Origin of the sequence: Geobacillus sp. ZGt-1 (assembly GCF_001026865.1) — a bacterium.
Lineage (GTDB): Bacteria > Bacillota > Bacilli > Bacillales > Anoxybacillaceae > Geobacillus > Geobacillus thermoleovorans.
In genome coordinates this window covers 196,617-222,251 of the sequence record NZ_LDPD01000013.1, presented here as the reverse complement: position 1 = coordinate 222,251, position 25,635 = coordinate 196,617, and the positions used below count along the sequence as shown (strand labels likewise).

The following is a 25,635-nucleotide window of genomic DNA, read 5'->3' as shown; positions in this document are numbered from 1 at the left end:
GGCGGCATCCGGCTGACGCGGCGGCAGTGGATCCGGATCAACGCCGGCCAACACTTCGATCTTTTTTTTCGCAAACAGACCGAAAAATCCGCCGGTCTGCACGACTTTCGAGTGCAAAATGACGGCGTCGCGGCCAAGTTCGGCGCGAACCATTTTCATCGCTTCGTTCATGGACGGGGCGACAAATTTTTTCACTTTCATTCGATTTCCACCATCCCCACGCTTTGAACTTCGACATCCGCTTCAAGCTCGTTGTACGACAGCACCGGAACAGTCGGAAAATGGCGCTCGGTCAGCTGGCGGACGTACATGCGCACCGCCGGGGAGCAGAGCAAAATCGGCGTCTGGCCGGCGAACGGATAGCGTTCAAGCGCCGCGGCGACCGCTTCCACAAACGCCTGCGCCCGCGCCGGCTCGAGCGCCAAATAGCGGCCATGCTCTGTTTGCTGCACGGCGTCGGCGATCGTTTTTTCCGCTCTGCCCGACAGCGTAATGACGCGCAGCGGCTCGCCCGGCACGGCGTACTGCGAGGTGATTTGCCGCGCCAACGCTTGGCGGACGTATTCCGTCAACAAATCGGTGTCGCTGGTCAGGCGGGCAAAATCGGCAAGCGCCTCAAAAATGAGCGGCAAGTTGCGGATCGACACTTTCTCTTTCAATAGCTTGGCGAGCACTTTTTGCACGTCGCCGACAGACAACGGATTCGGCGTCACATCGTCGACAAGCACCGGATACGATTCTTTTAAATGATCGATCAGCTGTTTTGTTTCCTGGCGCCCCAGCAGTTCGTGGGCATGGGCTTTCAGCACCTCCGTTAAGTGTGTCGAGACGACCGATGGCGGGTCGACGACCGTATAGCCAAGCATTTCCGCCCGGTCTTTTACGGTCTCGGAAATCCATTTCGCTGGCAGACCAAACGCCGGCTCGATGGTGTCAATGCCATCAATCGAATCGTCGTCAACCCCGGGGCTCATCGCCAAATAATGGTCAAGCAGCAACTCGCCGCGCGCCACTTCCTCGCCTTTGACTTTGATCCGGTATTCATTCGGCTGCAACTGGATGTTGTCGCGAATGCGCACAACCGGGATGACAATGCCAAGCTCGAGCGCGAGCTGCCGACGGATCATGACGATCCGGTCAAGCAAATCCCCGCCTTGATTGGCATCAGCGAGCGGAATGAGCGCATAGCCGAACTCAAATTCAATAGGATCGATATGCAACAGTTGGATGACGCTTTCCGGGCTTTTCAATTCGTCGGCGGCCGCCGCCTCCTCTTCCGGAGCGGCCAATGCCGCTTCTTCTTGCTTTTGCCGCTCGATAAATCGGTAGCCGCCAAGCGCCAGCAACCCGGCAATCGGCATCGTCAACAAGTCGTTGATCGGCGTAAACAAGCCGAGCAGGAAAATCGTTCCTGCCGTCACGTACAACATTTTCGGAAACGCGAACAGCTGGCGCATAATATCGCCGCTCAAGTTGCTGTCCGACGCCGCCCGGGTGACGATGATGCCGGTCGCCGTGGAAATCAACAGCGCCGGAATTTGGCTGACGATTCCGTCGCCGACCGTCAAAAGCGTGTAGCGCTTCGCCGCCTCCGCCATCTCCATCCCTTGCTCAACGACGCCGATCACCATGCCAAACAACATGTTGATGACGACGATAATGATGCCGGCGATGGCGTCGCCTTTCACGAACTTGCTCGCCCCGTCCATTGCTCCGTAAAAGTCGGCTTCTTGCGCCACTTTTTCCCGCCGCTTTCGGGCTTCTTGCTCCGAAATCATGCCGGCATTTAAATCGGCGTCAATGCTCATCTGTTTGCCGGGCATCGCATCGAGCGTAAAGCGGGCCGCCACTTCAGAGACGCGCTCCGCCCCTTTGGTGATGACAACAAACTGGATGATGACCAAAATCAAAAACACGACAAACCCAACGACGACATCGCCGCCAACGACGAACGTTCCGAACGTTTCAACGACGCCGCCCGCCTCCCCTTTGCTTAAAATCGAGCGGGTGGTTGACACATTCAGCCCGAGCCGAAACAGCGTCAGCACTAAAAGCAATGACGGAAAAATGGAAAACTCAAGCGGCTCTTTCGTGTTCATCGCCGTCAGCAATACAAGCAAGGCAAGGGAAATATTGATGATGATCAATACGCTCAACAGCCATGTCGGCAGCGGGATGACGAGCATGGCGACGATGAGCACGACAAGAAACAATACGGATAAATCTTTGATTTGCGCTTGCATTGTTTTCTCTCCTTGTTGCTACACGTTTCCTTTGAGCCGATAGACGTACGCCAAAATTTCCGCCACTGCCTTAAAAAACGCCTCTGGAATCATATCGCCGACTTCCGTCTGGCGGTAGAGCGCCTGCGCAAGCGGGCGATTTTCGACAGTCACGACGCCATGGGTTTTCGCCACTTCCTTGATTTTCATCGCCATATAATCCGCCCCTTTCGCGACGACGACCGGCGCTTCCATCTTGCCGTCTTCATACTTGAGGGCAACGGCGTAATGCGTTGGGTTGGTAATGACGACATCCGCGTTCGGCACTTCCTGCATCATCCGCCTCATCGCCATCTCGCGCTGTTTTTGCTTGATGCGCGATTTGATGAGCGGATCGCCTTCCGTCTTTTTGTATTCATCTTTAATGTCCTGTTTGGACATGCGGATGCTTTTTTCAAATTCAAACCGCTGATACAAGTAATCAAACAGCGCTAAAAACAAGAGCGCCCCCGCGGCGTACAGCCCCATTTTCACCGTCAAGCCGCCGACGACAGTCAAAGCCTCACCCGGCGTCTTGGAAACGAGCGCCGCAAGCTCGCTTCGTTCGGCCAACAGCGCCGCGAACACGACCGCACCGATGATTCCAGCTTTTAACACGGATTTCAACAGCTCGACCAAGGCGCGCAACGAAAACAGCCGTTTCATTCCTTGCACGGGATTGAGGCGGTTCCAATCCATTTTTAACGGTTCAACGGTGAACAAGGCGCCGATTTGCAAAAAGTTGGCCAACCCAGCCGCCAGCACTGCGGCGGCGAACAGCGGCGCCAAAAGCAAGGATGCATGGGAAAGCCAGTCAAGAAACAGCCGGTGAAGCGAGTCAACCGTCAACGAAGCGGACGCATAATCGGACAAGGCGCGGGCGAACAACCGCAGCAGACCGTCCCGCTCGTACGCCCCGGCCAAGGACAAAGCAAGAAATGAAGCAAGCAGCACGGAAGCGGAGACGACATCACCGCTTTTGGCCACCTGTCCTTTTTCCCGCACTTCTTGCCGTTTGCGAGGCGTCGCCTTTTCCGTTTTTTCCCCAGCGAAAAATTGCAAATCGAGCCGCCACTCGCCCATCTTATCCGCCCCCCAACAGCCGCATCAACTCGCGCAACGAGGCAAACATGAAGTGAAATACGCCGCGCGCCGCGAGCAATATTCCCCCGACTGCCGCCAACAGGAGCAAAAACGCCGCCGCCGTTTTGGCGGAAAAGCCGACCGCGAAAATGTTCATTTGCGGCACCGCGCGGGCGATGATGCCAAGCGCCACGTCGACTAAAAAGAGCGATCCGACAAGCGGGGCGGCCATTTGCACAGCGGCGGCAAACATGGCAGCGAACACCCGCACGACGTACTCCACCGCCGGCCCATCGGCAATGTGCGGCAAGCGGTCAAGCGGCAGCCAATGATAGCTGTAAAACATGCCGTCAAGCAGCAAATGGTGCCCGTCAAGCATAAGCAAAAGCAAAAGCGCCAGCAAATGAAGATATTCGCCAAGCAGCGGGCTTTGCGCTCCAGTTTGCGGGTCGATGACGTTGGCGATGGCAAACCCGATTTGAAAATCGATCAAGCCGCCGGCGACTTGCACCGCCGCCATGAGGATCGCTGCCAGCAGCCCAAGCGCCAGTCCGACGAGCGCTTCTTTTACGACAAGCAATACATACACGCCGTCAAGCGCCAACACCGGTTTGGGCATCGCCCAAAACAACAGCCAGCTGAACAAAAACGCCAATCCGGCTTTATACGAAGCCGGCACGGTCCGGTAGGAAAACAACGGCATCGCCGCGAAAAACGAAGCAGCGCGGACAAAGACGAGCAAAAACGCCGGAAAATAAGTCCATACTTGTTCCATCGCCGATCAGCCTATAAACGAAGCAAGATTGTTGAAAATATCGTGCGCGTACGACACCATTTTCGAGAGCATCCACGGCCCAAAGAACACAAGTCCAAGCAAGACGGCGACGATTTTCGGCACAAACGCGAGCGTCTGCTCTTGAATTTGCGTCGCCGCCTGAAAAATGCTGACGACAAGCCCGACGGCAAGGGACAACAACAAGAGCGGCCCGCAGACGACAAGCACGATATACACGCCTTGTTCAGCAAGGCGGATGATGAAATCGGCACTCATAAACGCCACCTATCTTTATTGAAAACTTTGCAACAATGATTTGACGACCAAATGCCAGCCATCAACAAGGACAAACAATAAAATTTTAAACGGCAGCGAAATCATCACTGGCGGCAGCATCATCATCCCCATCGACATTAAGACGCTGGCGACGATCATGTCGATGACTAAAAACGGAATAAAAATCATAAAGCCCATTTGAAACGCCGTTTTCAACTCACTGATGGCAAACGCCGGCACGAGCGCGGTCATCGGGATGTCGTTGATCGTTTTCGGCTGTTTGGCGCCGCTGTATGATAAAAACAGCGCCAAATCTTCCTGCCTTGTGTATTGGCTCATAAACTGCTTCAGCGGAACAGCCGCCCGTTCATACGCCTCCTCCAAGTCAATTTTGTCGGCAAACAGCGGCTGCAATGCCTGATCGTTGATGTCTTTCCAAGTCGGCGCCATAATGAAAAACGTTAAAAACAAGGCGAGCCCGACGAGCACTTGGTTCGGCGGCATCTGCTGCGTGCCGAGCGCCGTGCGCACAAACGACAAAACGATGACGATGCGGGTAAAACATGTCATCATAATGAGAATGCCGGGTGCGATCGACAAAACGGTGAGCAGCAGAAGAAGCTTCACCGCTGTCGACACGTGCTCGGGAGCCATCGAATCAAACATATGGACAAATTCACTCATCGCCCGCCGTTCCTTTCCCTTTCAGCCGCTTCAGCCACTCGTTCCGTTTTTCAGTCATTTGCTTCATCTCCTCAGCCAACAGCGTCGAAAACGACGGCGGCAAACCGTTTTTCCGCTTTGATTTCCCCGTCCACTCGCCTCGAAGGAAGGAGCCAAGCCGGCCGAACTCCGCCATTCGTTCCAACCGCTCGCGATGCTGCGCTAACAGCTCATTCATTTCTTGTTCGTCTTCAATTTCCGTAAGCAGCTGAATCGAATCGCCGACACCGATGACGAGCAGCCGACGGCCGACTTTAATGAGCTGTACAGAACGGTTCGTCCCGACGCTCGTCCCGCCGAGATGTTCGATGACACCCTTTTGGCTTGAAACAAACGACTGACGGCGGGACATCCACCTTAACACCGCATAAAGGAGAATGAGGACAAAGGCGGTCGCGCCGATGAGCCGAAGCACATCGGAAGCGGAAACCGCATCAGCGGCTTGATTCGCTGTTTGGTTTGTCTGCTGCCCGGAAGGAGCTGACGGCCCGCATGAATCGGGATGCTGCAGACAGTCGGCGACCGTGGGGCTTTGGGCGGCCGATGCCGGCGTCGGCCCCAAAGCAATGGCTGCTGCCAGCAAAACGGCCGCCCAGCGCCAAATTGCCATCGTTTCCACCTCTGATCGCTCACCCGATCGTTTTGTTGATCGCTTCGATGACGCGGTCCGCTTGGAATGGCTTGACCACAAAATCTTTCGCTCCGGCTTGAATGGCATCAATCACCATTGCCTGCTGCCCCATCGCGGAGCACATAATGACTTTGGCGTTGCTGTCGATTTTTTTAATTTCCTTGAGCGCCGCAATCCCATCCATCTCCGGCATCGTAATATCCATTGTCACTACATCGGGCCGCGTTTCCTTGTATTTCTCGATCGCCTGCCGCCCATCGGCCGCTTCGGCGACGACTTCATGTCCGTTTTTCGTCAAAATGTCTTTAATCATCATGCGCATAAATGCCGCATCATCAACGACAAGCACTCTTGCCATGTCCCCTTACCTCCCAAACGCCTGTTTATTTTAGCCGTGTTAGCCGATCGCTTTGGCTGATGATGTCCGTGATGCGGACGCCGAAATTTTCATCGATGACGACAACCTCGCCTTTCGCGATCAGCTTGTTGTTGACAAACACATCGACCGGTTCGCCGGCCAGTTTATCGAGCTCAATGATCGATCCAGTCGACAGCTGCAAAATTTCCTGCACCGATCGCTTCGTCCGTCCGAGTTCAACCGTCACCTGCAGCGGCACATCAAACAGCAGCTCCAAATTGCGCGCCTCCGTTGCCGCAAGCGGCGGGGCATCGAACTCGACGAAATCGGCGGTTTGAATATGCCGAGCGGTTGCACCATCCCTCTCCTTGTCCGCGCGCCCAGCCGACGGTTCATCCGTCGAGCGGCTCGCCGCTTCTGAAACGGCCGCACCGCCGTTCGCCTGAGCGTAAGTCGGAACAGGCTGCGGCTCGCTAAACGGCCGCGCGTCCGCCGACGACTTGAGGTTAACTTCCGCAGCCCCCGGCTCCTCAAGCGGCGAGCCGAGCAATTGGGCAACCAATTCTTTCGCGAAATCGACCGGCAGCAGCTGCATAATGCTTGAGTCGATCAACTCGCCGATTTTCAGCCGAAATGACACTTTAATGAGAAAATCTTCGTCCGGCAAATATTCCATCCCTTTTCCTTCCGCCAAATCAAGCAGGTGGAGCGTCGGCGGGGAAATATCAACCCGCTTGCCAAAGACGGTCGACATCGACGTCGCCGCTGAGCCCATCATTTGGTTCATCGCTTCTTGAACAGCGCTCAGCTGAATCTCTCCGAGCGGACCATCGGCCGCCGTTCCGTCGCCGCCAAGCATTAAATCAGCGATAATCGCCGCGTCTTTCTGTTTAATGACCAACAAATTTGTCCCGAGCAGCCCTTCCGTATAGTTGACTTGGATGGCGACATATGGCTGCGGAAATTCATCAGCGACGCTTGTGCGCTCGATCATGGACACGCTTGGCGTCGTAATTTCCACCTTTTGGTTCAATAACATCGACAGTGCAGTGGCCGAACTGCCGAAAGAAATATTGCCGATTTCCCCAAGGGCGTCCTGCTCAAGTGGAGAGAGAATATCATGAAGCGCCGGAATATGTCCGTCGCTGTCCATTCCGCGCAACAAAGCATCAATTTCATCCTGCGACAACATTCCATCATTCATCATGGTCGTCTTTGTCCCCCTCGATCATCGCTAAAATTTGCACCGCCAGCTTTTTGTTCCGCTTCCCCGGCTGGCCGATAAACTTTGGAATATGGCCGATTTTGACCACGAGCGGCTCATGAATCGACTGCTCGAGCTGAATGACGTCGCCGGCCTCGAGTTGAAGAAATTCATTGACCGTGATGACCGCCGTTCCCAGTTCAGCGATAATCGGCAATTTTGCCGCGCGGATGCGCTGTTCGATCCGTTTCGCTTCCTCGGGGGAACGCTCCTTTTTTTGCGCCTGCATCCAGTAATGAACCGACAGCCGCGGCATAATCGGCTCCAAGACGACATGCGGAATGCACACATTCATCATGCCGCGCGCTTCGCCGATTTGCGTGTTGAGCGAAATGACGACGACGGTGTCGTTCGGCGCAATCATGCGCAAAAACTGCGGATTGACTTCAAAATCGACAAAGAGCGGGTCGACTTCCGCCACCGATTCCCAAGCGTCGCGCCAATGGACAAACGCCTTGTCAAACAAATTGGACATGATGCGTGTTTCAATCTCAGTCAAATGCTCCACTTTATCCATGCCGACGCCGCGCCCGCCCATCACCCGGTCAAGCATGGCGTAAGCGATGTTCGGGTTGACTTCCAAAAGGACATGCCCGCCAAGCGGCGGCACCTCAAAGACATTGATGATCGTCATTTTTGGGATGGAGCGGACAAATTCTTCGTATGGAATTTGGTCGGCCGATGCGACCGAAATTTGCACATATGTGCGCAACTGGGCGGAAAAAAAAAAAACGTTGTCAGCAAACGGGCGAAATTTTCATGAATGCGCGTCAGGCTGCGGATTTGATCTTTGGAAAACCGGAGCGCCCGCCGAAAATCATACGTTTTGACGCGTCGGCCTTCCTCCTCTTTTTTCAGCTCCTCCGCGCTCATCTCCCCTGCAGAAAGCGCCGCGAGCAACGCGTCAATTTCGCTTTGCGACAATACTTCCCCGGCCGTCATTTCATCTTCCCCCCTTCCAATGACAGGGCTACTGGAGGATAAAAGAGGTAATGTAGACGTTCTCCACTCTCCCTTCTTGCATCAATCCGTTGATCTCGCGCTTCAGCCTCTCTTTCAGCGCCGTCAGCCCTTCTTTTCCTTTAAAGTCGGCCGCTTTCATCTGCGAAAGTTGCTCGATGATCACGTCTTTCATCTGAAAATCGCGTTTCTCCGCCTCTTCTTTTCCTTGATCGCTGTCTGTTTCAATTTTAAATGAGATTTTAATATAACGTCCGTCTGCTAAATTGGTGGTCATTTCCGGAATATCGATCGATCGTTCCGCCAGTTCGTCAGCGCTTGGCGCCCCTTGTTTTTCCGCATGCCCCATCTTCATCACCGCGACAAGCGCCGCCGTTCCAGCCAAAGCGATGACCGCCAGCACAATGATCATCGTTTTGATTGCTTTATTCCCTTTCACGGTCCAATCCTCCTGCTTTCGGTAAGCGAAACACACCAAGCTGCTGGTAAAATTCGCTCGCTCGCGCCGCCACTTGCTCGACCGTTTCGCGAACGACGAATTTTTTTCCGTTCGTCAGCGTCACGGTCGTATCAGGAAACGCTTCAATTTGTTCGATGTACAACGCATTGAGCACAAACCGTTTGCCGTTGAGCTTCGTTAACGAAATCATCGGGCAACAGGCGCAAGACGCCGCTCACGCCCTACCTCCTATTCTATTTTTTCAAGTTGACAAGCTCTTGCAAAATTTCATCCGATGTCGTAATGATGCGCGTATTCGCCTGGAAGCCGCGCTGGGCGACGATCATCTCCGTGAATTCCTCAGCAAGGTCGACGTTGGACATCTCAAGCGCGCCGGAGACGATTGAGCCCGCTCCGCTTTCTTGAGGCGAGTAGGCAATCCATTCGTTTTGATTATTTGGATTGATGATTGTGCCTGAGTTGGCTGTTTCTCTAAATAAATTTCCTCCTACTTTTTCTAAACCATCATTGTTGGGGAACTTGGCCAGTCGAATTCTCCCTGCCACTTGCAAGTTTCCAACCGCATCTACATAGTTCACAACCCCATCAGCGCCGATGCTGACGCTTTTCGCATTAGTTGGAATTTGAATTCGAGCCCGTTTTCCCGTAAATGCCCCGTTCTCATATCCTTCACCAACTAAATATAAGCCATCGGTATTGACAATATATCCCTCTTTATCTAAATAAAAATTTCCTGCTCTCGTAAACAACGGATTTATAAGATTTCCATTATTCAACTCGCCGAGAATAAAGAATCCATCTCCTGAAATCGCCAAATCGAGCACGCGGCCGGTCGTTTGCAAGCTGCCTTGCGTATGGACGGTGTCGATCGCCGCCAGCTGCGAACCGAGCCCGACCTGCTTTGGATTCGTCCCGCCGCGGCCGGCACCGGCATTGGGTCCGCTTGCTCCCGAAATCGTCTGGCTCATCAAATCTTTGAAAATCGTTCGTCCTTTTTTAAACCCGTACGTATTGACATTGGCAATGTTGTTGCCGATGACATCCAACTTCGTTTGAAAGTTGCGCATGGCGCCGATTCCGGAATACATGGAACGAAGCATCGGTTTCCTCTCCCCTTTTTATCCTTTTTGTTCGACTTTCACGACCGCATCCGCGGCAATCGTTGTCCCGTTATCAAGCCCAAGAGTCACTTGGCCGTCTTTTTGCATGACCGATTGAACGACGGCGCTCATCGTCGTCTCGCCGTCTTGCCAGTGCACCGTTTTGCCGATCCATTCGCTGTAGCGCAAAAGCGCATCGCGGCTTGACGCTTGCATCCATTGCTGCATCAAATTGGCGATGTTCATCATTTGCTCAAGCGAAGAGAAGCTCGCCATTTGCGCGATAAAGTCTTTATCTTCCATCGGATTGAGCGGGTCTTGGTTTTCGAGCTGAGCGAGCAAAATTTTGAGAAAATCGTCTTTTCCTAAAATTTGATTGCCCGTTTTCCGTTCCGGCTGAACCGCGTTTGTCAGCCATAAGCTCCCGTCAATCGCATTCGTTGTCATCCTCGTTCTTTTCCCCCTTATGCGTCAGCTTCGATCCCGTCTAGCGCAAACGGGAAGGAAGATGATGGCTCCCGCTTTTGTTTTTGCCGCGATTCGCCCTGCTGCTGCCCTCCTTGGCGGTTTCCGGAATATGGCGGCATCGCGGGGCTGTCATAATCCGACCAAACGGTCCATTTTTCGACCGTGATGGAACTCGCATCAAGCTGCTGAGCAAGCTGCGGCAAATGAGCGTAGAGCAACTCTTTCACCGCGTCGTTCGCCACGAGCAGCTTGGCGGCGAGCTTTCCACCTTCCTCTGTCATTTTCACCGTCACCGTCCCGAGATGTTCCGGATGCAGACGGATGACAAGCTGCATGACACCGTTTGGAAGCTTCATCCACCGCGCCGACCTTAGCGCGTGGGCGACTTGATCAGCGACGCTTCCGCCAGCTGACGCCGGCATCTCGCCGACCAACCCGACAGATGAAAAGGAGGGTGATAAAAGCGCAGGAGGAGTAGTGAACGAAGGAGCGGCCTCGCCGCCCTGCCCCTTGTCCCCCCTTTTTGGCAGCGAAACGTCTTTTTCGCCAGCCGGTCGCACAGAAGAAACTCCGTTCGGCAGCGCGACAACCGCCCTGTTGCCTCCCTGCTCACGGAACGGGCGCTGGTCGCCGTCGCTCAGGAGCAGTGGAAACATCCCGGTTTTTCCGCTGGAAGGCGAACCCGATTCAGCATCGATATGACCACGTTTTTTGTCCGTCGGTTATGAACGCACGTTCCAATCCCGCTTCATCGGCCGCCGGCTGAGCGGCAATCGTTTCTTCACCATTCATCGCACCGACAAACGGAAATGTCCCATGATCACTCGTTTTCCCTTCCGCCTGCTGATCCGCCGCTAAAAGCGGCGCGCCTGCAGCTGCCGAAATTGGAGCGACAGCCCAAGCAGCCACGAGGGAAGGGGCAAGCCACAATGATTCGATTTGCGCCGGCTTCTTTTCCGCTGAAGATGGTTGTCCGGCTGCGCCCGTTTCCATTCCACCATTTTGCCAATCTGGCTCTTTGTTTTTGCTCGACTCCTCTTGAAGCAAGCTAGTCTCTGCCCCAGCGGGCAATAACTCTTGTTGCTTGTGCGCAAGCAACGCCGCAAACACGTTTGCGTTTTCCGCCTCTTTTTTCACCGCCATAGCGCCTGCCGATAGCGGCGCGTTTGCTGTGATCGTTACTTTCATTCGGCCGCCTCCTTCCCCATCGCCCTTTTGCTTAACGATGCCAACAGTTTCGCCGCCTGCCCAGCCGGCATTTGTTCCAAAATGGCTGCCGCTTTGTCGCCGTCAATCTGGCTCAGTACACGGAGCGCTTCGCTCTCAGGCAGTTCCGCTAAAATCGCCGCCGCCTGTTTTTCCGACATGGCGTCATACATGCCGACGACATCTTCTTCCGTCAAGGCCGGCTCGTCACCAGGCTCAGCCTGAGCGTCCGTTTTCCCGCTTGGCGCAGACAGCTGGGCGATTTCCTTTTCCTTTGCCGCCAATTCGTTTTTCAACTGCTTGATTTGCTTTTGTTGGTCGGCGATCGTTCGTTTTTGCTGGTTGATCGTCTGCTGCTGAGCTTCAATCGTTTTTTGCAAAGCTTTCTCCCTTTTGCTCCAGTTGATCCACTCGGAGACAAACGGCGCCTTTATGGTCCACTGCTTTGCCGCCTTGGCCACATCAACGCCGGCAATGTTTAAAATCAACAACAGAAAGGAGGCGGCAAACGCACTCGGAATGACAATGACAAACAACAGCCATTGCCACCAACTCGCCTGCATTTCCTGTTCAACTTTGCTCTCCGCCATCTATACCTCTCCTTGCCTTGCAAANCGTTGAACCGCCATTTCATCGAGCAGGCGGCGTTCCGCTTCCCTCTCAAGCTGCTCGGCCCACCGCTTCATGCGCTCGCGCATTTTTTCGTATTTTTTCACTTCGATATTCAATTCCATCAAACGCTGCTGCCGGCGCTGCATCTGCTCGCGCGCCTGCATGACGACGAGCTGATAATGGTCGATCATCCGCTCTAAATTCGCCATATATTGCAGCCTAAGGCGAATGTCTCCAACGGACAGGCCGGCTTGAAGCTGTTCATCCCGAGCCGCCGCGCATTCTTCTTTTTCCTTGAGCAGGCGGTAAAGCGTTTCGGCTGCCTGCTCAAACCGGCGGACCGCCTCCTCGTATTCGCCAAGCGCCTTTTCTTTTTCTTTTTCTTTCATCGCCAGCACTTTTTGCAGCCGAAACGTCGGCGTCACATTTGTTCACCCTTTCATCGTCTGAAAATGGCGCGCGATTTCTCACCGAACCGACAACAAGCGCAACAGGGCATCAATGCTTTCGGCGCGCGTCGTTTTTTCATCGATGTTTTGGCGGCAAAACGCCATCATTTGCGGATAAAATTCGATCGCCTCATCAATTTCTTGGGACGACCCCCGTTTGTACGCCCCGATTTGAATCAAATCCTCCGAATCGATATAAGTGGACAGAAGGCGGCGGAACCGGTTTGCCGCTTCGCGGTGCTCTGCGCTGATCATGTGGGGCATGACGCGGCTGACGCTTTTGAGCACGTTAATCGCCGGGTAATGCCCTTTGTTCGCCAGCTGGCGTTCCAACACAAAATGGCCATCCAAAATGCCGCGCACCGCATCAGCGATCGGCTCATTCATGTCATCGCCGTCAACAAGCACCGTATAAAACGCGGTGATCGTGCCGGAAGCGTTCGTTCCAGCCCGTTCAAGCAGCTTTGGCAGGAGGGCGAAGACCGATGGCGTATAGCCTTTCGTCGTCGGCGGCTCACCGACGGCAAGGCCAATCTCCCGTTGCGCCATAGCGACGCGGGTGACCGAGTCCATCATGAGCATAACATCCGCCCCTTGGTCGCGGAAATATTCGGCGATCGCCGTTGCCGTATAGGCGCCTTTGACGCGCATCAGCGCCGGCTGGTCGGACGTGGCGACGACGACGACCGAGCGGGCCAAGCCGTCCGGGCCAAGGTCGCGCTCTAAAAACTCGCGCACTTCGCGGCCACGCTCGCCGATTAAGGCGATGACGTTCACATCAGCCGACGTATGGCGGGCGATCATTCCCATGAGCGTGCTTTTGCCGACGCCCGAGCCGGCAAAAATGCCGACGCGTTGCCCCTTGCCGACGGCAAGCAGGCTGTCGATGACGCGGATGCCGACTTCAAGCGGTTCGACAATCGGCGGCCGAACGAGCGGATTGGGCGGATCGCGTTCGACCGACACCGGCTTCAGCCCGGGCGGCAACGGGCTCCCGTCAAGCGGTTGGCCGAGCGGATCAAGAACCATGCCAATGAGCGCATCGCCGACGTGCACTTCAAGCGGCCGGCCGGTCGCTTCGACAAAACAGCCGGGAGCGATATGAGACATGGCGGAAAACGGCATAAGCAAGACGTGCTGTTCATGAAAGCCGACGACTTCGGCGGGAATTTTCCGGCATCCGCTCTGTTCATGGATGTAACAAAGATCGCCAATCGAGCTTTTCGGTCCTTTCGATTCCATCATCAAGCCGATGACGCGCGACACTTTGCCAAACCGTTTATACAAGTCGATAGCGTCTATTTCATCAAGAAGCGCCTGCCAGTTCAGAAAACGCTCCCTCCTTCAATCGCCGGTAGAGCGCCTCGCGCAGCCGCTCAAGCTGTACATCGACGCTCGCCTCGATGCGCCCAAACGGCGTCTCCACGACACATCCATATTCAGGAAGCGCATCGTCCGGGTAGATGAATAGATCAACGCGATGCGGAAACAGAGATTTCAACAGCTCCTTTTGCTCTGCCACTATTTCGTAGCCGTGCGGATGCACATAAACGGCCACTTCCGTTTGCCGGCGCACTTCCTGCAACGCTTGGTGCACGAGCGGCAAAAAAGCGTTTCGATCGCCCTCAAGCGCGGCGCCGATAATGCGTTCGGCCGCTTTTAACGCCACCTCCAGCATCGCCTCAGCCGTCGATTCGATGCGAGCGTAAAATTCGGTGTTCGCTCGCTCCGCCAAGCGGCGGGCTTGCTCGATCAACGCGCGGTGCTCGCTCAAAGCCTCCTCGCGCCCAGCCGCATAGCCGTCTTCATACCCGCGGGCGCGCGCTTCCTGCATGAGACGCTCTTTCTCCCGCTGCCATTCCTCTTTTTCGCGGGCCAACTGCTCGCGCACCGATTCGTAATATTGCTCTGCCTGGCGGCGAAGCTTGGCTGCTTCTTCCTTGGCGGCGGCGACCGCTTCCATCTCCCGTTGCCGATCGTCGACGGACGATGGAAGATCGGAAACATGGCGCTGCACGACGATCGTCTTTTTCCCAGCGCGCGCCGCCAATTTCGGCGCTTTAATGACGTTAGACAATAATATCATCTCCTCCCCCGCGCGCGATGACGATTTCTCCGGCCTCTTCGAGACGACGGATCACGGCGACGATGCGCGATTGCGCCTCCTCGACATCACGCAGCCGAACCGGCCCCATATATTCCATTTCTTCTTTGAACGTCTCGGCCATTCTTGTCGACATGTTGCGGAAAATAATGTTTTTCACTTCGTCGCTCGCTACTTTCAGCGCCAACATGAGATCGTTGTTGTCCACCTCGCGGATGACGCGCTGAATGGCGCGGTGATCGAGCGTCACGATATCTTCAAAGACAAACATCCGTTTTTTAATTTCCTCAGCCAGTTCCGGGTCTTGAATTTCCAAGGCATCCAAAATCGTCCGCTCCGTGCTCCGGTCGACTTGGTTCAGCACTTCCACGACCGCCTCAATTCCGCCGGCTTGCGTGTAATCTTGCACGACGGTCGCGGACAGCCGCCGCTCCAAAATTTGCTCGACTTCGTTGATAATCTCCGGCGATGTGCTGTCCATCAGCGCGATGCGCCGGGCGACATCCGCCTGCATTTCCTGCGGCAGCGCCGATAAAATTTGCCCTGCCTGTGCCGGCTCCAAATACGAAAGAATCAGAGCGATCGTTTGTGGATGTTCATTTTGAATGAAGTTTAACAGCTGCATCGGGTCGGCTTTGCGGGCGAAATCAAACGGCCGCACCATCAGCGCTGATGTCAGGCGGTTGATGATCTGCATCGCCTTATCCGGGCCGAGCGCTTTTTCAAGCACTTCTTTCGCATAGGCGATGCCGCCTTGGGCAATGTAATCTTGCGCCAAGGCGAGCTGTCGAAACTCTTCAAGCACTTCCTCTTTTTGTTCCGTCGTCACTTGACGGACGTTGGAAATTTCTAGCGTCAGCTTCTCGATCTCTTCCTCGGATAAATGTTTATAGACAGAGGCCGACACATCCGGGCCGAGGGAAATAAGCAGGATGGCTGCTTTTTGCCTGCCCGACAGCCCGCCTTTTCGTTCGCGCTTTGCCATACGCCGTTCCCCCTACTCTTCCGATAGCCACGTTTTTAATAGTTTTGCAAACTCATCCGGCTTTTCTTTCGCCAGCCGCTCAAGCTGTCGACGGCGCAACGCTGCCTCCGTCTCCGGCGGCTCCGGCAAATCCGGCTCCGTCGAAAGCGGCGGAGTGAACAAGTGTTCTTCTTCCTCTTCCTCGTCTTCACGGCGGCGGCGCAGCCAGAGGAACAACAGCAAGGCAACGAGCAACAGCGCTCCTGCACCGGCCGCATACCACCACCACGCCGGCCGATCCGGCGTTGATTCGGTGAATGTCGGCTTGCCGTTGAATTTTTGCACCGAAACGACGATGCGGTTGTTGATGTCTTGATCAGTGAGCGTTTGCGCCTCGCTTTTGTCAATTGACGTCCGAACGATCGTTCCTAGCAGTTTTTGAATATCATTGACCGTCTCGGGCGGCAGCGAGTTCGGATCATTAGGGTCAGGCGGCTCGACCATCACTTGGATGCCTAGGTCGCGGATTTTATATGGACTTTCGACGATTTGCTTTTTGATTTTGTTTACCTCATTGTTGATCGTCTCTTCGGTTCGTTCATAGTTGCCGTTTGTTGCGCCGTTTGCGTTTTGGTAGCCCGGCACTTCGTTCGCGCCCGTTCCAGCGGCGCCTCCGGGCGGCGCACCGCTCCCGGAGTACGTCTCTTTAATGCGCTGAACGCTGACGGCAATGCCCTCATTATTTTTCTCATCAACCGGGGCGACTAAGTTTTCTTCCCGCTTTTCTTGCGTAAAGTCAATGTCGGCCGTCACGGAAACGACGACTTTATCCTGCCCCATCATCGTGCCGAGCAGTTGCTGCACTTGGCGTTGAATGTCGCGCTCGATCTGCTTTTTGATTTGCTGCTGCGAGGCGAATGTCGTTCCTGTCGAATTTTCGCCGTCGTTTTTTAAATCGTAATACTCAAAAAACTGATTCATAATGACGATATTATCTGTAGAGAGATTCGGAACACTTTTGGCGACGAGATGATAGAGCGCTTTGATTTGCTCGTCGCTGAATTGATAGCCCGGCTTCGTCTTCAGCACGATCGAAGCCGAGGCTTCCCCTTTCTCATCGGAAACGAATACGCTCGGCTGCGGAAGGTTGATCATGACTTTGGCGTCCTCGACGCCGTCGATCGTCTTGATCAAGTTGGCGAGCTCCGTTTGCATCGCCTTCAGCTTCACCATATTGAACTCGTTATCCGTCATGCCGAAGCTCGCGTTTTGGCCGAAAAATGAATAGTCAATGACTCCACTGTTCGGGATGCCTTCAGCAGCGAGCTCGACTTTCAGCGCGTCCACTTGCTCTTTCGGCACTTTAATCGTCGTCCCGCCGTCCGCCACTTCGGCCGGAACGCCGCGCTGGTCAAGCGTTGCTTTAATTTGCCCCGCTTCTTGCGGCGACAAATTGCTGTAGAGGGGCACCATTTCCGTCCTTGTGGCGAAAAAGACGCCGACGCCAACGGCCAAAAGCACGGCCGCTGCCGCAGTGAGCACGAGCCATTTCTGTTTTTTTGTCCGTTCCTGCCAAAACGCGCGAGCGCGGCTCCACCACTCTTTCCATTTCCTTCTCATACAATTCCCCCGATGATCCAATACCTGCCGCCATAGCGCAACAATGGCGGCGGCTTCCGTATGTATTGCGATTCATTGCTGCTACAATGGCATGCGCATCATTTCTTGATACGCCTCGATCGCTTTGTTGCGGATCTCCAGCGTCAGCTGCAGCGTGATGCTCGCTTTTTGCGCGGCGATCATCACATCATGCAACTGAACGTTCTCCCCGCGAACGAGCTTTTCCGTCAGCGCATCGGCTTGAATTTGCGCTTCGTTCACGCGGTTGAGCGCCTCTTTGAAAAATGCGGCGAATTGCTTTTGCGCCTCAGCCGGCTTCGCTGGGGGCGAAACGGCGGAAGACATCGTCAGCCCAATGCGGCTTGCTCCATCAATCATCGTTTATCCCCCTCGCATGCTATTTCCCGATCTCGAGCGCCTTCATGAGCATTCCTTTTGAAGCATTCAACACCGTAACGTTCGCCTCATACGAACGCGTCGCCCCGATCAAGTCCACCATTTCTTTCAGCGGGTCGACGTTTGGCAGACGCACATAGCCGTCGGCGCCCGCATCCGGGTGATTCGGGTCGTAGACGAGTTTAAACGGCGCCGGATCATCGACAATTTCGCGCACCCGCACTCCGCCGTCCACCGCGTCGGCACGGCCGAGCGCAGCCTGCAAATAGCCCGAAAACGACCCGCTGCGCGGTTCAATGATGACCATTTTGCGGCGGTACGGCTCCCATTCGCCGTTGACAAGGCGGGCGCGCGTCGTATCGACGTTAGCGATGTTGGAGGCGATCACGTCCATGCGCAACCGTTGGGCGGTCAACGCCGAAGCCGAAATGTTTAGACTTTGAAACAAAGACACCCGTTATTTCCCTCCTTTAATCACTGTTTTCAACGTTGTAAATTTGCCGTTGAGCCGCTCGATTAAGGCATTGTAATAAATTTGGTTTTCTGCTAGTTTTGACATTTCCTGATCGATATCGACACTGTTTCCATTATGATTGTAACTCACCGTTGTGTCCGTCGTCACGATGATTTTTCCATTTTGTTCGTTTGGAAACGAAAAATGCTTCGGATTCGTCCGTTTGGCCTCAAGCCGAAACGCCCGTTCCAATTCAGCCTGAAAGCGCACATCTTTCGCCTTATAGCCCGGCGTATCGGCGTTGGCGATGTTGTCGGCGATCGCCTGTTGGCGAAGCGCAGCGTAGCGAAGCCCTTGTTCAAGCCAACCGATCGTCGCTGAAAAGAGCGCCAATGGAATCCCCTCTTTTCTCCTATTTTTCGACAATTTCTGCTAGTTTTCATTTTACGGGAAAGAAAACCCAATGTATAGACGGAACTTGGTACTATTTTTCGACGATGCCATTACAGAAAAACGATGCCAAGGATGTTTGTCAAAACAAAAAACCCGCCGGGCCAAAATACCCAGCGGGCTTAGGCGGCTGCGCCGTTCAGCTCGATTTCAATTTTTCAAGTTCGCTTAAAAACTTGTCGTTCAATACTTTAATGTACGTTCCTTTCATGCCGAGTGAACGCGATTCGATCACGCCGGCGCTTTCTAGTTTGCGCAGAGCATTGACAATGACCGAGCGGGTGATGCCGACGCGGTCGGCGATTTTGCTCGCGACAAGCAGTCCTTCCGTTCCGTCAAGCTCCTCAAAAATGTGTTCGATCGCCTCAAGCTCGCTGTAAGAAAGGGAGCTGATCGCCATTTGCACGACCGCCTTGCTGCGCGCTTCCTCTTCAATTTCTTCCGCCTTTTCACGCAGAATTTCCATGCCGACGACCGTCGCACCGTATTCAGCCAAAATGAGATCGTCATTGTCAAACTCGCGGTCAAGGCGCGATAAAATGAGCGTGCCGAGCCGCTCGCCTCCGCCGTTGATCGGAACAATCGTCGTCAAGCCGGTTTTGAACAAGTCACGATTTTCCACTGGAAACGCCGTATATTCGCTATTAATATCAATATTAGGAGACGTTTCCGTAATGTTGAACAAGTTTTTCGTGTATTCTTCCGGAAACTGGCGCTCCTCCAGCATTCGCTTCATCCGTTCGTTTTCAATCGATTGTTTAATGGCGAATCCAAGCAGTTTGCCGCGGCGGCTGACGACAAACACATTGGCTTCAATCACTTCGCAAAGCGTTTCTGCCATTTCTTTAAAATTGACCGGCCGCCCGGCCGCCTTTTGCAACATGGCGTTGATTTTCCGCGTTTTCTCTAGCAAGTTCATTGATTTCATCTCCTCCTCATAAAATAAACTCGCTTAAATCTTTGTTTTTGACGATGCTGCCGAGTTTTTGCTCGACATATTGCGGTGTGATGACGACCTTGTCGATTCCGATGTCCGGCGCCTCAAACAGCAAGTCTTCCAGCAGTTTTTCCAAAATCGTGTGCAACCGGCGCGCACCGATGTTGTCGGTCGTCTGGTTTACTTCAAACGCCACCTCGGCAATCTTACGAATAGCATCGTCAGAAAATTCAAGACTTATACCTTCTGTTGCCAAAAGAGCTTGATATTGTTTAATGAGCGCGTTATTCGGCTCGACTAATATTCTTACGAAATCGTCGACCGAAAGTTTCGCAAGTTCGACGCGGATCGGGAAACGGCCTTGCAGCTCAGGGATCAAATCCGACGGTTTCGCCATATGGAACGCGCCGGCGGCGATGAATAAAATATGGTCTGTTTTCACCGGTCCGTACTTCGTCATGACGGTCGACCCTTCGACAATTGGCAAAATGTCGCGCTGCACCCCTTCGCGCGAGACGTCGGCCGAGCCGGACACCGCTCCGCTGCGGGCGATTTTGTCGATTTCATCGATAAAAATGATGCCGGACTGTTCAGCCAGGCGGACGGCCTCTTGCGTCACTTCATCCATGTCGATCAGCTTTTGCGCTTCCTCGTTGATGAGCACTTTGCGCGCTTCACTCACTTTGAGACGCCGCTTTTTGCGCCGCTTCGGCATGAGGCTGCTCAAGGCGTCCTGCATGTTCATCCCCATCTGCTCAATGCCTGCCCCTTGCAAAAAGTCAAACCATAACGGCGTCTGTTCCTCGATTTCAATCGTCACCATCTCGTTCTCCAACTGCCCGTTTGCCAACTGCCAAGCAACTTGGCGCCGCTTTTGTTCCACCTGTTCATCCTCATGGCTGTAGCTGTTGTCCGCTTGGGCTCCTTGGCCGCCAAACAGCAACTCAAGCGGATTTTTGATTGTCTGCTTTGGCTTGCCCGGAACAAGCAGTTCAACAAGCCGCTTGTTCGCCTGCTGTTCAGCCCTGTCTTTCACTTCGTTCATTTTTCGTTCTTTCACGAGCCTAACTGACGTTTCCACCAAATCGCGCACCATCGATTCGACGTCGCGCCCGACATAACCGACTTCGGTGAATTTCGTCGCTTCGACTTTGATGAACGGGGCGCCGACGAGTTTGGCGAGCCGGCGGGCGATCTCGGTCTTCCCGACCCCGGTCGGGCCGATCATTAAAATGTTTTTCGGCATCACTTCATCGCGCAATTTTTCATCGAGCAAACTGCGGCGGTACCGGTTGCGAAGCGCGATCGCCACCGCCTTTTTTGCCTCTTTTTGCCCGACGATGAACTGATCGAGCTTTTCGACAATCTGCCGTGGAGTCAACGTTTCCGCCATCATCGGCCTCCTCCTTTTTACAGCTCTTCGACAATAATATGGCCGTTCGTATAAACGCAAATGTCAGCAGCGATCTCGAGCGCCGCCTTGGCAATCTCTTTCGCGGTCATCGAGCCGCCGGCGTACTTCTTCAACGCACGCCCAGCAGCCAACGCATACTGACCGCCCGAGCCGATGGCAAGCATGCCATCATCCGGCTCAATCACTTCGCCCGTGCCGGAGACAAGCAACAAATGCTGTTTGTCCATAACAATGAGCATCGCCTCGAGGCGGCGCAACACTTTATCGCTCCGCCACTCTTTCGCCAGCTCAACCGCCGCGCGCGGCAAGTTGCCATTCCATTGTTCGAGCTTGCCTTCAAACATTTCAAACAGCGTAAACGCGTCAGCGACGGAGCCGGCAAAACCGGCGAGCACGTTTCCTTGGAACAGCCGCCGCACTTTTTTCGCTGTATGCTTCATGACGACCGCATTGCCGAACGTCACTTGGCCGTCTCCAGCCATGGCGGATGCGCCGTTATGGCGGATGGCAAAAATTGTCGTCGCATGAAAGGCTCCCATCATTTCCCCTCCTTGCCTGCGGGTTACGCCCGCGGATGCGCCTGCAAATAAATATGCCGCAGCCGGTCTTTCGTTACATGTGTATACACTTGCGTCGATGACAAATGCGCATGACCGAGCAGTTCCTGCACTGAACGGAGATCGGCCCCTTCGTTGAGCAAATGAGTCGCAAACGTATGCCGAAGCACGTGCGGGCTGATGTTTTGCGTCAGCGCAGCGGCTTCGACAATCCGATCCAAAATATGGCGCACTCCCCGAGGCGTGAGCGGATTGCCTCGGGCGTTGACAAATAAATAGCGGTGGTCCGCCGGCAGCTTTCTTGTCAGTTCGCGTCGGCCCCTATGGATATACCGTTCAAGCGCTTCGCGGGCCGGACGGCCGAACGGAACGTAGCGCTGCTTGTTTCCTTTGCCGTGAATGAGCACGGTTTCCGCAACAAAATCGACATCAGACAGCTGTATGTGACAACATTCACTAACCCGAGCGCCAGTCGCGTACAACAACTCAAGCAGCGCCGCATTGCGCTGGCCTAGGGCCGTATTTTCATCATTGACAAGAAACAATGCTTCTAATTCTTTTGGGTATAAAAAATTAGGAATTTTTTGCTCTTTTTTCGGCAGTGTCGCGAGCGCAAACGGGTTTTCGGCCGCCCGCCCTTCGCGCAACAAAAACTTGTAAAAGCTGCGCAGACTCGAAATTTTGCGGGCGACCGAACGGCTGGCCAACTGTTGCTCGTATAGTTTCGTCAAATATAAACGAACGTCGCTGTAGGACACTTCATTGAGCGCGCCGATTCCTTCCTCATCCATAAACCGGAAAAACTGCTCAATGTCACGCCGGTAACACACAATAGTATATTGTGAATAATTTTTCTCGATTTGTAAATATTCCATGAATAATTGTAACGCAAGTTTCGAATTCTCCATCGCCTCACCCCGCAACGGCTACTACATCGTACCATATTCATCCGCATGAATGCAACTGTTTTTTTATAAAATTCTGAATTGTATCCGATGCCTATTCAAGCTTCTAGCCGCTCTTCATAGTCGCACGCCGTGCATTGCACTTGCACACCTTTTTTCAGCACTTTCTCCACAAGCAGCCCCGCGCATTTCGGACACGGGCGGGCGAGCGGTTTATCCCACGAGACGAAGTCGCAATCCGGGAAACGGTCGCAGCCGTAAAACACCCGCTTTCTTTTCGTGCTGCGCTCGACGATGTTGCCCTCGCGGCATTTCGGGCACTTGACGCCGATTTCTTTGACAATCGGCTTCGTATGGCGGCATTCCGGAAAATTCGAGCAGGCGATAAACTTGCCGAAACGGCCCATTTTGTACACCATCGGACTGCCGCACACCTCGCAGTCAATGCCGGCCGGCTCATCCTTAATCTCAACTGCGCGCATTTCTTTTTCCGCCACTTTCAACCGTTTTTCAAATTCGCGGTAAAACTCGTCGACGACTTTGATCCATTCCACTTTCCCTTCTTCAATTTCGTCCAATTCTTTTTCCATTTTCGCCGTAAACTCGACATCGATAATTTCCGGGAAAAATTCGAGCATCAGCTCTACAACGATTTCGCCGAGCTCGGTCGGGACAAACCGCTTGTTCTCAAGGACGACATAGTTGCGTTTTTGGATCGTATCAAGCGTCGGGGCATACGTCGACGGGCGGCCGATGCCGAGCTCCTCCAACGTTTTGACAAGGCGCGCTTCCGTATAGCGCGGCGGCGGCTGAGTAAAGTGCTGCTTCGATTCGATCGTTTCGCTCTCAACCGTTTCCTCTTCTTCCAAATCCGGGAGGATACGGTCCTGCTCTTCCGTTTGATCGTCCGTTCCTTCAATATACACTTTCATAAACCCTGGAAATTTCACCTTCGAGCCGCTGGCGCGGAACACGACACCGTTGTTTTCCAACTCGACGCTCATGGTGTCAAGCACGGCGGCCGCCATTTGACTGGCGATGAACCGTTCCCAAATGAGTTTATACAACCGAAACTGGTCGCGCGTCAAATACGGTTTCACTTTGTCCGGATCGCGAAATGCCGATGTCGGGCGAATCGCTTCGTGGGCGTCTTGGGCGTTCGTGCTTTTCTTCTCTTTCCGCTTTTCCTGGTTGACATACATAGCGCCGAACGTCGCCTCGATATATGCCGCCGCCTCTTGCTGCGCCGTCTCGGCGACGCGCGTTGAATCGGTGCGCATATACGTGATCAAACCGACCGTCCCTTCGCTGCCAAGATCGATTCCTTCGTACAGCTGCTGGGCGATCATCATCGTCTTTTTCGTCCGGAAATTCAGTTTGCGCGCCGCTTCCTGCTGAAGCGACGACGTCGTAAACGGCGGCACGGGGCTGCGCTTGCGCTCTCGTTTTGTCACCGTTTTCACCGCAAATGCCGTTCCGTTTAAGCGGTCCAGCACGGCTTTCACATCCGCCTCCGTCTTTAAATCGCGCTTTTGTCCGTCAATACTGTAAAACGAGGCGGCAAACGTCTCTCCTTCTTTTTGAAACGTCGCTTGAATCGTCCAATATTCTTCCGGCTGAAACTCGCGAATTTCTCGTTCCCGATCGATGATGAGGCGCAGCGCCACCGATTGGACGCGGCCGGCGCTTAATCCTTTTTTCACCTTTTTCCATAAGAGCGGGCTGATGTTATAGCCGACGAGGCGGTCGAGCACGCGCCGCGCCTGCTGGGCGTCAACAAGATTCATATTGATCGCGCGCGGCTGCTGAAACGATTGCTGAATAGCATCCTTCGTGATCTCATGAAAGACAACGCGGCAATCAGAGTGAATGTCCAGATCGAGCATGTGGGCCAAATGCCAGGCGATCGCCTCTCCTTCGCGATCGGGGTCGGCGGCAAGAAACACTTTTTTCGCTTTTTTCGCCGCCGTTTTCAACTCTTTGATCACCTGGCCTTTGCCGCGGATCGTAATGTATTTCGGCTCGTAGCCGTGGTCTATATCAACGCCCATTTGGCTTTTTGGCAAATCGCGGACGTGGCCCATCGACGCTTTGACTGTATATTTTTTTCCCAAGTATCGTTCGATCGTCTTCGCTTTCGTTGGCGATTCGACGATAACTAAGTAGTCTGACATCCATCTTCCACCCCTAGGAGGTAAATTGAAATCTTCATTATTATTAATGATTATTGCCGCATTTGTCAAACATGTGCATTACACGTACGGGAATTCATCCAAAATGTCCGCCGCTTCTTGCACTAGTTTTGCCCCGTGCTGAATGAGCGTATTCGGCCCGGCGGATTCCGCCAAACCGATCGGGCCGGGGACGGCGAACACTTCCCGCCCTTGCTCAAGCGCATACGCGGCGGTAATGAGCGAACCGCTTTTTCGCTTCGCCTGCACGACAAGCGTGCCGAGCGACAGCCCGCTGATGATGCGATTGCGCGCGGGAAACTGCCATGCCTGTGGGCGCGTTGCCGGCGGATGCTCAGCGATGACCAACTGTTCGTTCATCAGCCGGGTGGCGAACGGTCGATGTTCTTTCGGATAAATGTGGTCCAGCCCACCGGCGATGACGGCGATCGTCGACCCGCCATGCTGGACGGCGAGTTGGTGGGCGCACACGTCAATCCCAAACGCGAGCCCGCTGACGATCGTAAAGCCGGCGGCAACAAGCGGCGGCACCAATTTGTTCAACGCTTCGATTCCTTCCTTCGTCGGCCGCCTCGTGCCAACGATGCTGATCAGTTTCCGCTCCTGAAGCAAAGCGGAGTCCCCCTTTGCATACAGCACCCACGGCGGGGCGTATATATATTTAAGCAGCGGTGGGTAGTCGGAATCAAATACAGTGATCACACGAATGCACCGGCCCTTATATGTTTTTATCACACGTTGCACATCGATGGAATGCAAATCATGAAAAAAAGCGGTCCATTGAGCGTCGGAAAGCGGAACGAGCGGGCGGAGATCATGAGGAGGCAGAGAAAATGGAGCGGTGAGCGTCGGATCAGCCTTAAGCAAGGAATGAATCGTCTTCCATCCCGCCCCGCGGCAATGATGGAGATGGATAAGTCGGTCGCGGACCGTATCGTACATACTGCTCCCCTTTCTTTTTTCACCTTCAACATGGATCTATAGGTGCAACGAAAACGTTTAACATATCCTTGACG

The 25,635-nt window shown here is 54.1% G+C and carries 29 protein-coding genes and 2 pseudogenes; all 31 read right to left on the bottom strand.

The features are described from left to right. Nucleotides 1-201: pseudogene (locus VU18_RS19380) on the bottom strand (flagellar biosynthesis protein FlhF); the annotation flags it as partial. Next, nucleotides 198-2,243: a flagellar biosynthesis protein FlhA gene (gene flhA, locus VU18_RS05345; RefSeq protein WP_011230738.1), complete on the bottom strand. Its 2,046-nt coding sequence runs from the start codon at nt 2,241-2,243 to the stop codon at nt 198-200. The gene flhA and the pseudogene VU18_RS19380, both read right to left, overlap by 4 nt. Before the next feature lie 18 nt (nt 2,244-2,261). Beyond that, nucleotides 2,262-3,344 (bottom strand): flagellar biosynthesis protein FlhB, encoded by a 1,083-nt coding sequence (gene flhB, locus VU18_RS05340; protein WP_011230737.1) that lies wholly within the window; start codon nt 3,342-3,344, stop codon nt 2,262-2,264. 1 nt (nt 3,345) lies between these two features. Continuing rightward, on the bottom strand, nt 3,346-4,119 hold the full coding sequence (gene fliR, locus VU18_RS05335; protein ID WP_023634337.1) for a flagellar biosynthetic protein FliR: 774 nt from the start codon (nt 4,117-4,119) through the stop codon (nt 3,346-3,348). 6 nt (nt 4,120-4,125) lie between these two features. Next, on the bottom strand, nt 4,126-4,395 hold the full coding sequence (fliQ, locus tag VU18_RS05330; RefSeq protein ID WP_011230735.1) for a flagellar biosynthesis protein FliQ: 270 nt from the start codon (nt 4,393-4,395) through the stop codon (nt 4,126-4,128). 15 nt (nt 4,396-4,410) lie between these two features. Next, nucleotides 4,411-5,079, bottom strand: a complete 669-nt coding sequence (gene fliP / locus VU18_RS05325; protein WP_013145748.1) for a flagellar type III secretion system pore protein FliP — start codon at nt 5,077-5,079, stop codon at nt 4,411-4,413. Continuing rightward, entirely contained in the window at nt 5,072-5,728 is a 657-nt protein-coding gene (gene fliZ, locus VU18_RS05320) for a flagella biosynthesis regulatory protein FliZ (RefSeq protein ID WP_025039352.1), read from the bottom strand. The genes fliP and fliZ overlap by 8 nt, the downstream gene beginning before the upstream one ends. A gap of 19 nt (nt 5,729-5,747) precedes the next feature. After that, nucleotides 5,748-6,107, bottom strand: coding sequence for a response regulator (locus VU18_RS05315; RefSeq protein ID WP_013145750.1), 360 nt, complete (start codon nt 6,105-6,107; stop codon nt 5,748-5,750). A 25-nt stretch (nt 6,108-6,132) separates the two neighbouring features. Then, entirely contained in the window at nt 6,133-7,314 is a 1,182-nt protein-coding gene (fliY, locus tag VU18_RS05310) for a flagellar motor switch phosphatase FliY (RefSeq protein ID WP_047757745.1), read from the bottom strand. Next, a pseudogene (fliM, locus tag VU18_RS05305) lies at nt 7,304-8,313 on the bottom strand (flagellar motor switch protein FliM). Before fliM ends, fliY begins: the two are co-directional and overlap by 11 nt. 28 nt (nt 8,314-8,341) lie before the next feature. Further along, on the bottom strand, nt 8,342-8,770 hold the full coding sequence (fliL, locus tag VU18_RS05300; protein ID WP_011230729.1) for a flagellar basal body-associated protein FliL: 429 nt from the start codon (nt 8,768-8,770) through the stop codon (nt 8,342-8,344). Then, complete coding sequence (locus VU18_RS05295) at nt 8,757-8,981, bottom strand: flagellar FlbD family protein (RefSeq protein WP_014195456.1); 225 nt, start codon at nt 8,979-8,981, stop codon at nt 8,757-8,759. Before VU18_RS05295 ends, fliL begins: the two co-directional genes overlap by 14 nt. 43 nt (nt 8,982-9,024) lie before the next feature. Beyond that, the gene (gene flgG, locus VU18_RS05290) at nt 9,025-9,891 is read right to left on the bottom strand and encodes a flagellar basal body rod protein FlgG (protein ID WP_014195455.1); all 867 of its coding nucleotides are present in this window, start codon (nt 9,889-9,891) and stop codon (nt 9,025-9,027) included. An 18-nt stretch (nt 9,892-9,909) separates the two neighbouring features. Beyond that, nucleotides 9,910-10,338, bottom strand: a complete 429-nt coding sequence (flgD, locus tag VU18_RS05285) for a flagellar hook assembly protein FlgD (protein ID WP_014195454.1) — start codon at nt 10,336-10,338, stop codon at nt 9,910-9,912. Nucleotides 10,339-10,355: 17 nt separating this feature from the next. Further along, complete coding sequence (locus VU18_RS19375; protein ID WP_236687294.1) at nt 10,356-11,015, bottom strand: flagellar hook-length control protein FliK; 660 nt, start codon at nt 11,013-11,015, stop codon at nt 10,356-10,358. A 31-nt stretch (nt 11,016-11,046) separates the two neighbouring features. Then, the gene (locus VU18_RS19370; RefSeq protein ID WP_236687293.1) at nt 11,047-11,547 is read right to left on the bottom strand and encodes a hypothetical protein; all 501 of its coding nucleotides are present in this window, start codon (nt 11,545-11,547) and stop codon (nt 11,047-11,049) included. Continuing rightward, on the bottom strand, nt 11,544-12,155 hold the full coding sequence (locus VU18_RS05275) for a MotE family protein (protein ID WP_014195452.1): 612 nt from the start codon (nt 12,153-12,155) through the stop codon (nt 11,544-11,546). Before VU18_RS05275 ends, VU18_RS19370 begins: the two co-directional genes overlap by 4 nt. A gap of 25 nt (nt 12,156-12,180) precedes the next feature. Continuing rightward, nucleotides 12,181-12,602: flagellar export protein FliJ (fliJ, locus tag VU18_RS05270; RefSeq protein WP_236687292.1), on the bottom strand; the 422-nt coding region annotated here is incomplete at its 3' end. A gap of 42 nt (nt 12,603-12,644) precedes the next feature. Further along, a complete protein-coding gene (gene fliI, locus VU18_RS05265; RefSeq protein WP_075261431.1) occupies nt 12,645-13,955 on the bottom strand; it encodes a flagellar protein export ATPase FliI in 1,311 nt (436 codons plus the stop codon). Next, nucleotides 13,933-14,712: a flagellar assembly protein FliH gene (gene fliH, locus VU18_RS05260; protein ID WP_020278189.1), complete on the bottom strand. Its 780-nt coding sequence runs from the start codon at nt 14,710-14,712 to the stop codon at nt 13,933-13,935. The genes fliI and fliH overlap by 23 nt, the downstream gene beginning before the upstream one ends. Next, nucleotides 14,696-15,715, bottom strand: coding sequence for a flagellar motor switch protein FliG (gene fliG / locus VU18_RS05255; RefSeq protein WP_014195449.1), 1,020 nt, complete (start codon nt 15,713-15,715; stop codon nt 14,696-14,698). Before fliG ends, fliH begins: the two co-directional genes overlap by 17 nt. 12 nt (nt 15,716-15,727) lie before the next feature. Then, nucleotides 15,728-17,314, bottom strand: a complete 1,587-nt coding sequence (gene fliF, locus VU18_RS05250) for a flagellar basal-body MS-ring/collar protein FliF (RefSeq protein ID WP_047757744.1) — start codon at nt 17,312-17,314, stop codon at nt 15,728-15,730. 81 nt (nt 17,315-17,395) lie between these two features. After that, nucleotides 17,396-17,692: a flagellar hook-basal body complex protein FliE gene (fliE, locus tag VU18_RS05245; protein WP_011230718.1), complete on the bottom strand. Its 297-nt coding sequence runs from the start codon at nt 17,690-17,692 to the stop codon at nt 17,396-17,398. 19 nt (nt 17,693-17,711) lie between these two features. Further along, nucleotides 17,712-18,164 carry a flagellar basal body rod protein FlgC gene (gene flgC / locus VU18_RS05240; RefSeq protein ID WP_011230717.1) on the bottom strand — a complete coding sequence of 151 codons (453 nt, stop codon included), beginning with the start codon at nt 18,162-18,164 and terminating at the stop codon, nt 17,712-17,714. Between the two features lie 3 nt (nt 18,165-18,167). Next, the gene (gene flgB / locus VU18_RS05235) at nt 18,168-18,557 is read right to left on the bottom strand and encodes a flagellar basal body rod protein FlgB (RefSeq protein ID WP_011230716.1); all 390 of its coding nucleotides are present in this window, start codon (nt 18,555-18,557) and stop codon (nt 18,168-18,170) included. A 196-nt stretch (nt 18,558-18,753) separates the two neighbouring features. Beyond that, on the bottom strand, nt 18,754-19,533 hold the full coding sequence (gene codY / locus VU18_RS05230) for a GTP-sensing pleiotropic transcriptional regulator CodY (RefSeq protein WP_011230715.1): 780 nt from the start codon (nt 19,531-19,533) through the stop codon (nt 18,754-18,756). Nucleotides 19,534-19,549: 16 nt separating this feature from the next. Further along, the gene (gene hslU, locus VU18_RS05225; protein WP_013523393.1) at nt 19,550-20,944 is read right to left on the bottom strand and encodes an HslU--HslV peptidase ATPase subunit; all 1,395 of its coding nucleotides are present in this window, start codon (nt 20,942-20,944) and stop codon (nt 19,550-19,552) included. Nucleotides 20,945-20,961: 17 nt separating this feature from the next. Further along, nucleotides 20,962-21,504 (bottom strand): ATP-dependent protease subunit HslV, encoded by a 543-nt coding sequence (hslV, locus tag VU18_RS05220; protein WP_011230713.1) that lies wholly within the window; start codon nt 21,502-21,504, stop codon nt 20,962-20,964. A gap of 23 nt (nt 21,505-21,527) precedes the next feature. Then, nucleotides 21,528-22,430: a tyrosine recombinase XerC gene (gene xerC / locus VU18_RS05215; RefSeq protein ID WP_021321701.1), complete on the bottom strand. Its 903-nt coding sequence runs from the start codon at nt 22,428-22,430 to the stop codon at nt 21,528-21,530. A gap of 95 nt (nt 22,431-22,525) precedes the next feature. Further along, nucleotides 22,526-24,601 carry a type I DNA topoisomerase gene (gene topA, locus VU18_RS05210; protein ID WP_011230711.1) on the bottom strand — a complete coding sequence of 692 codons (2,076 nt, stop codon included), beginning with the start codon at nt 24,599-24,601 and terminating at the stop codon, nt 22,526-22,528. A gap of 78 nt (nt 24,602-24,679) precedes the next feature. After that, on the bottom strand, nt 24,680-25,561 hold the full coding sequence (gene dprA / locus VU18_RS05205) for a DNA-processing protein DprA (protein ID WP_014195444.1): 882 nt from the start codon (nt 25,559-25,561) through the stop codon (nt 24,680-24,682). Between the last annotated feature and the right edge of the window lie 74 nt (nt 25,562-25,635).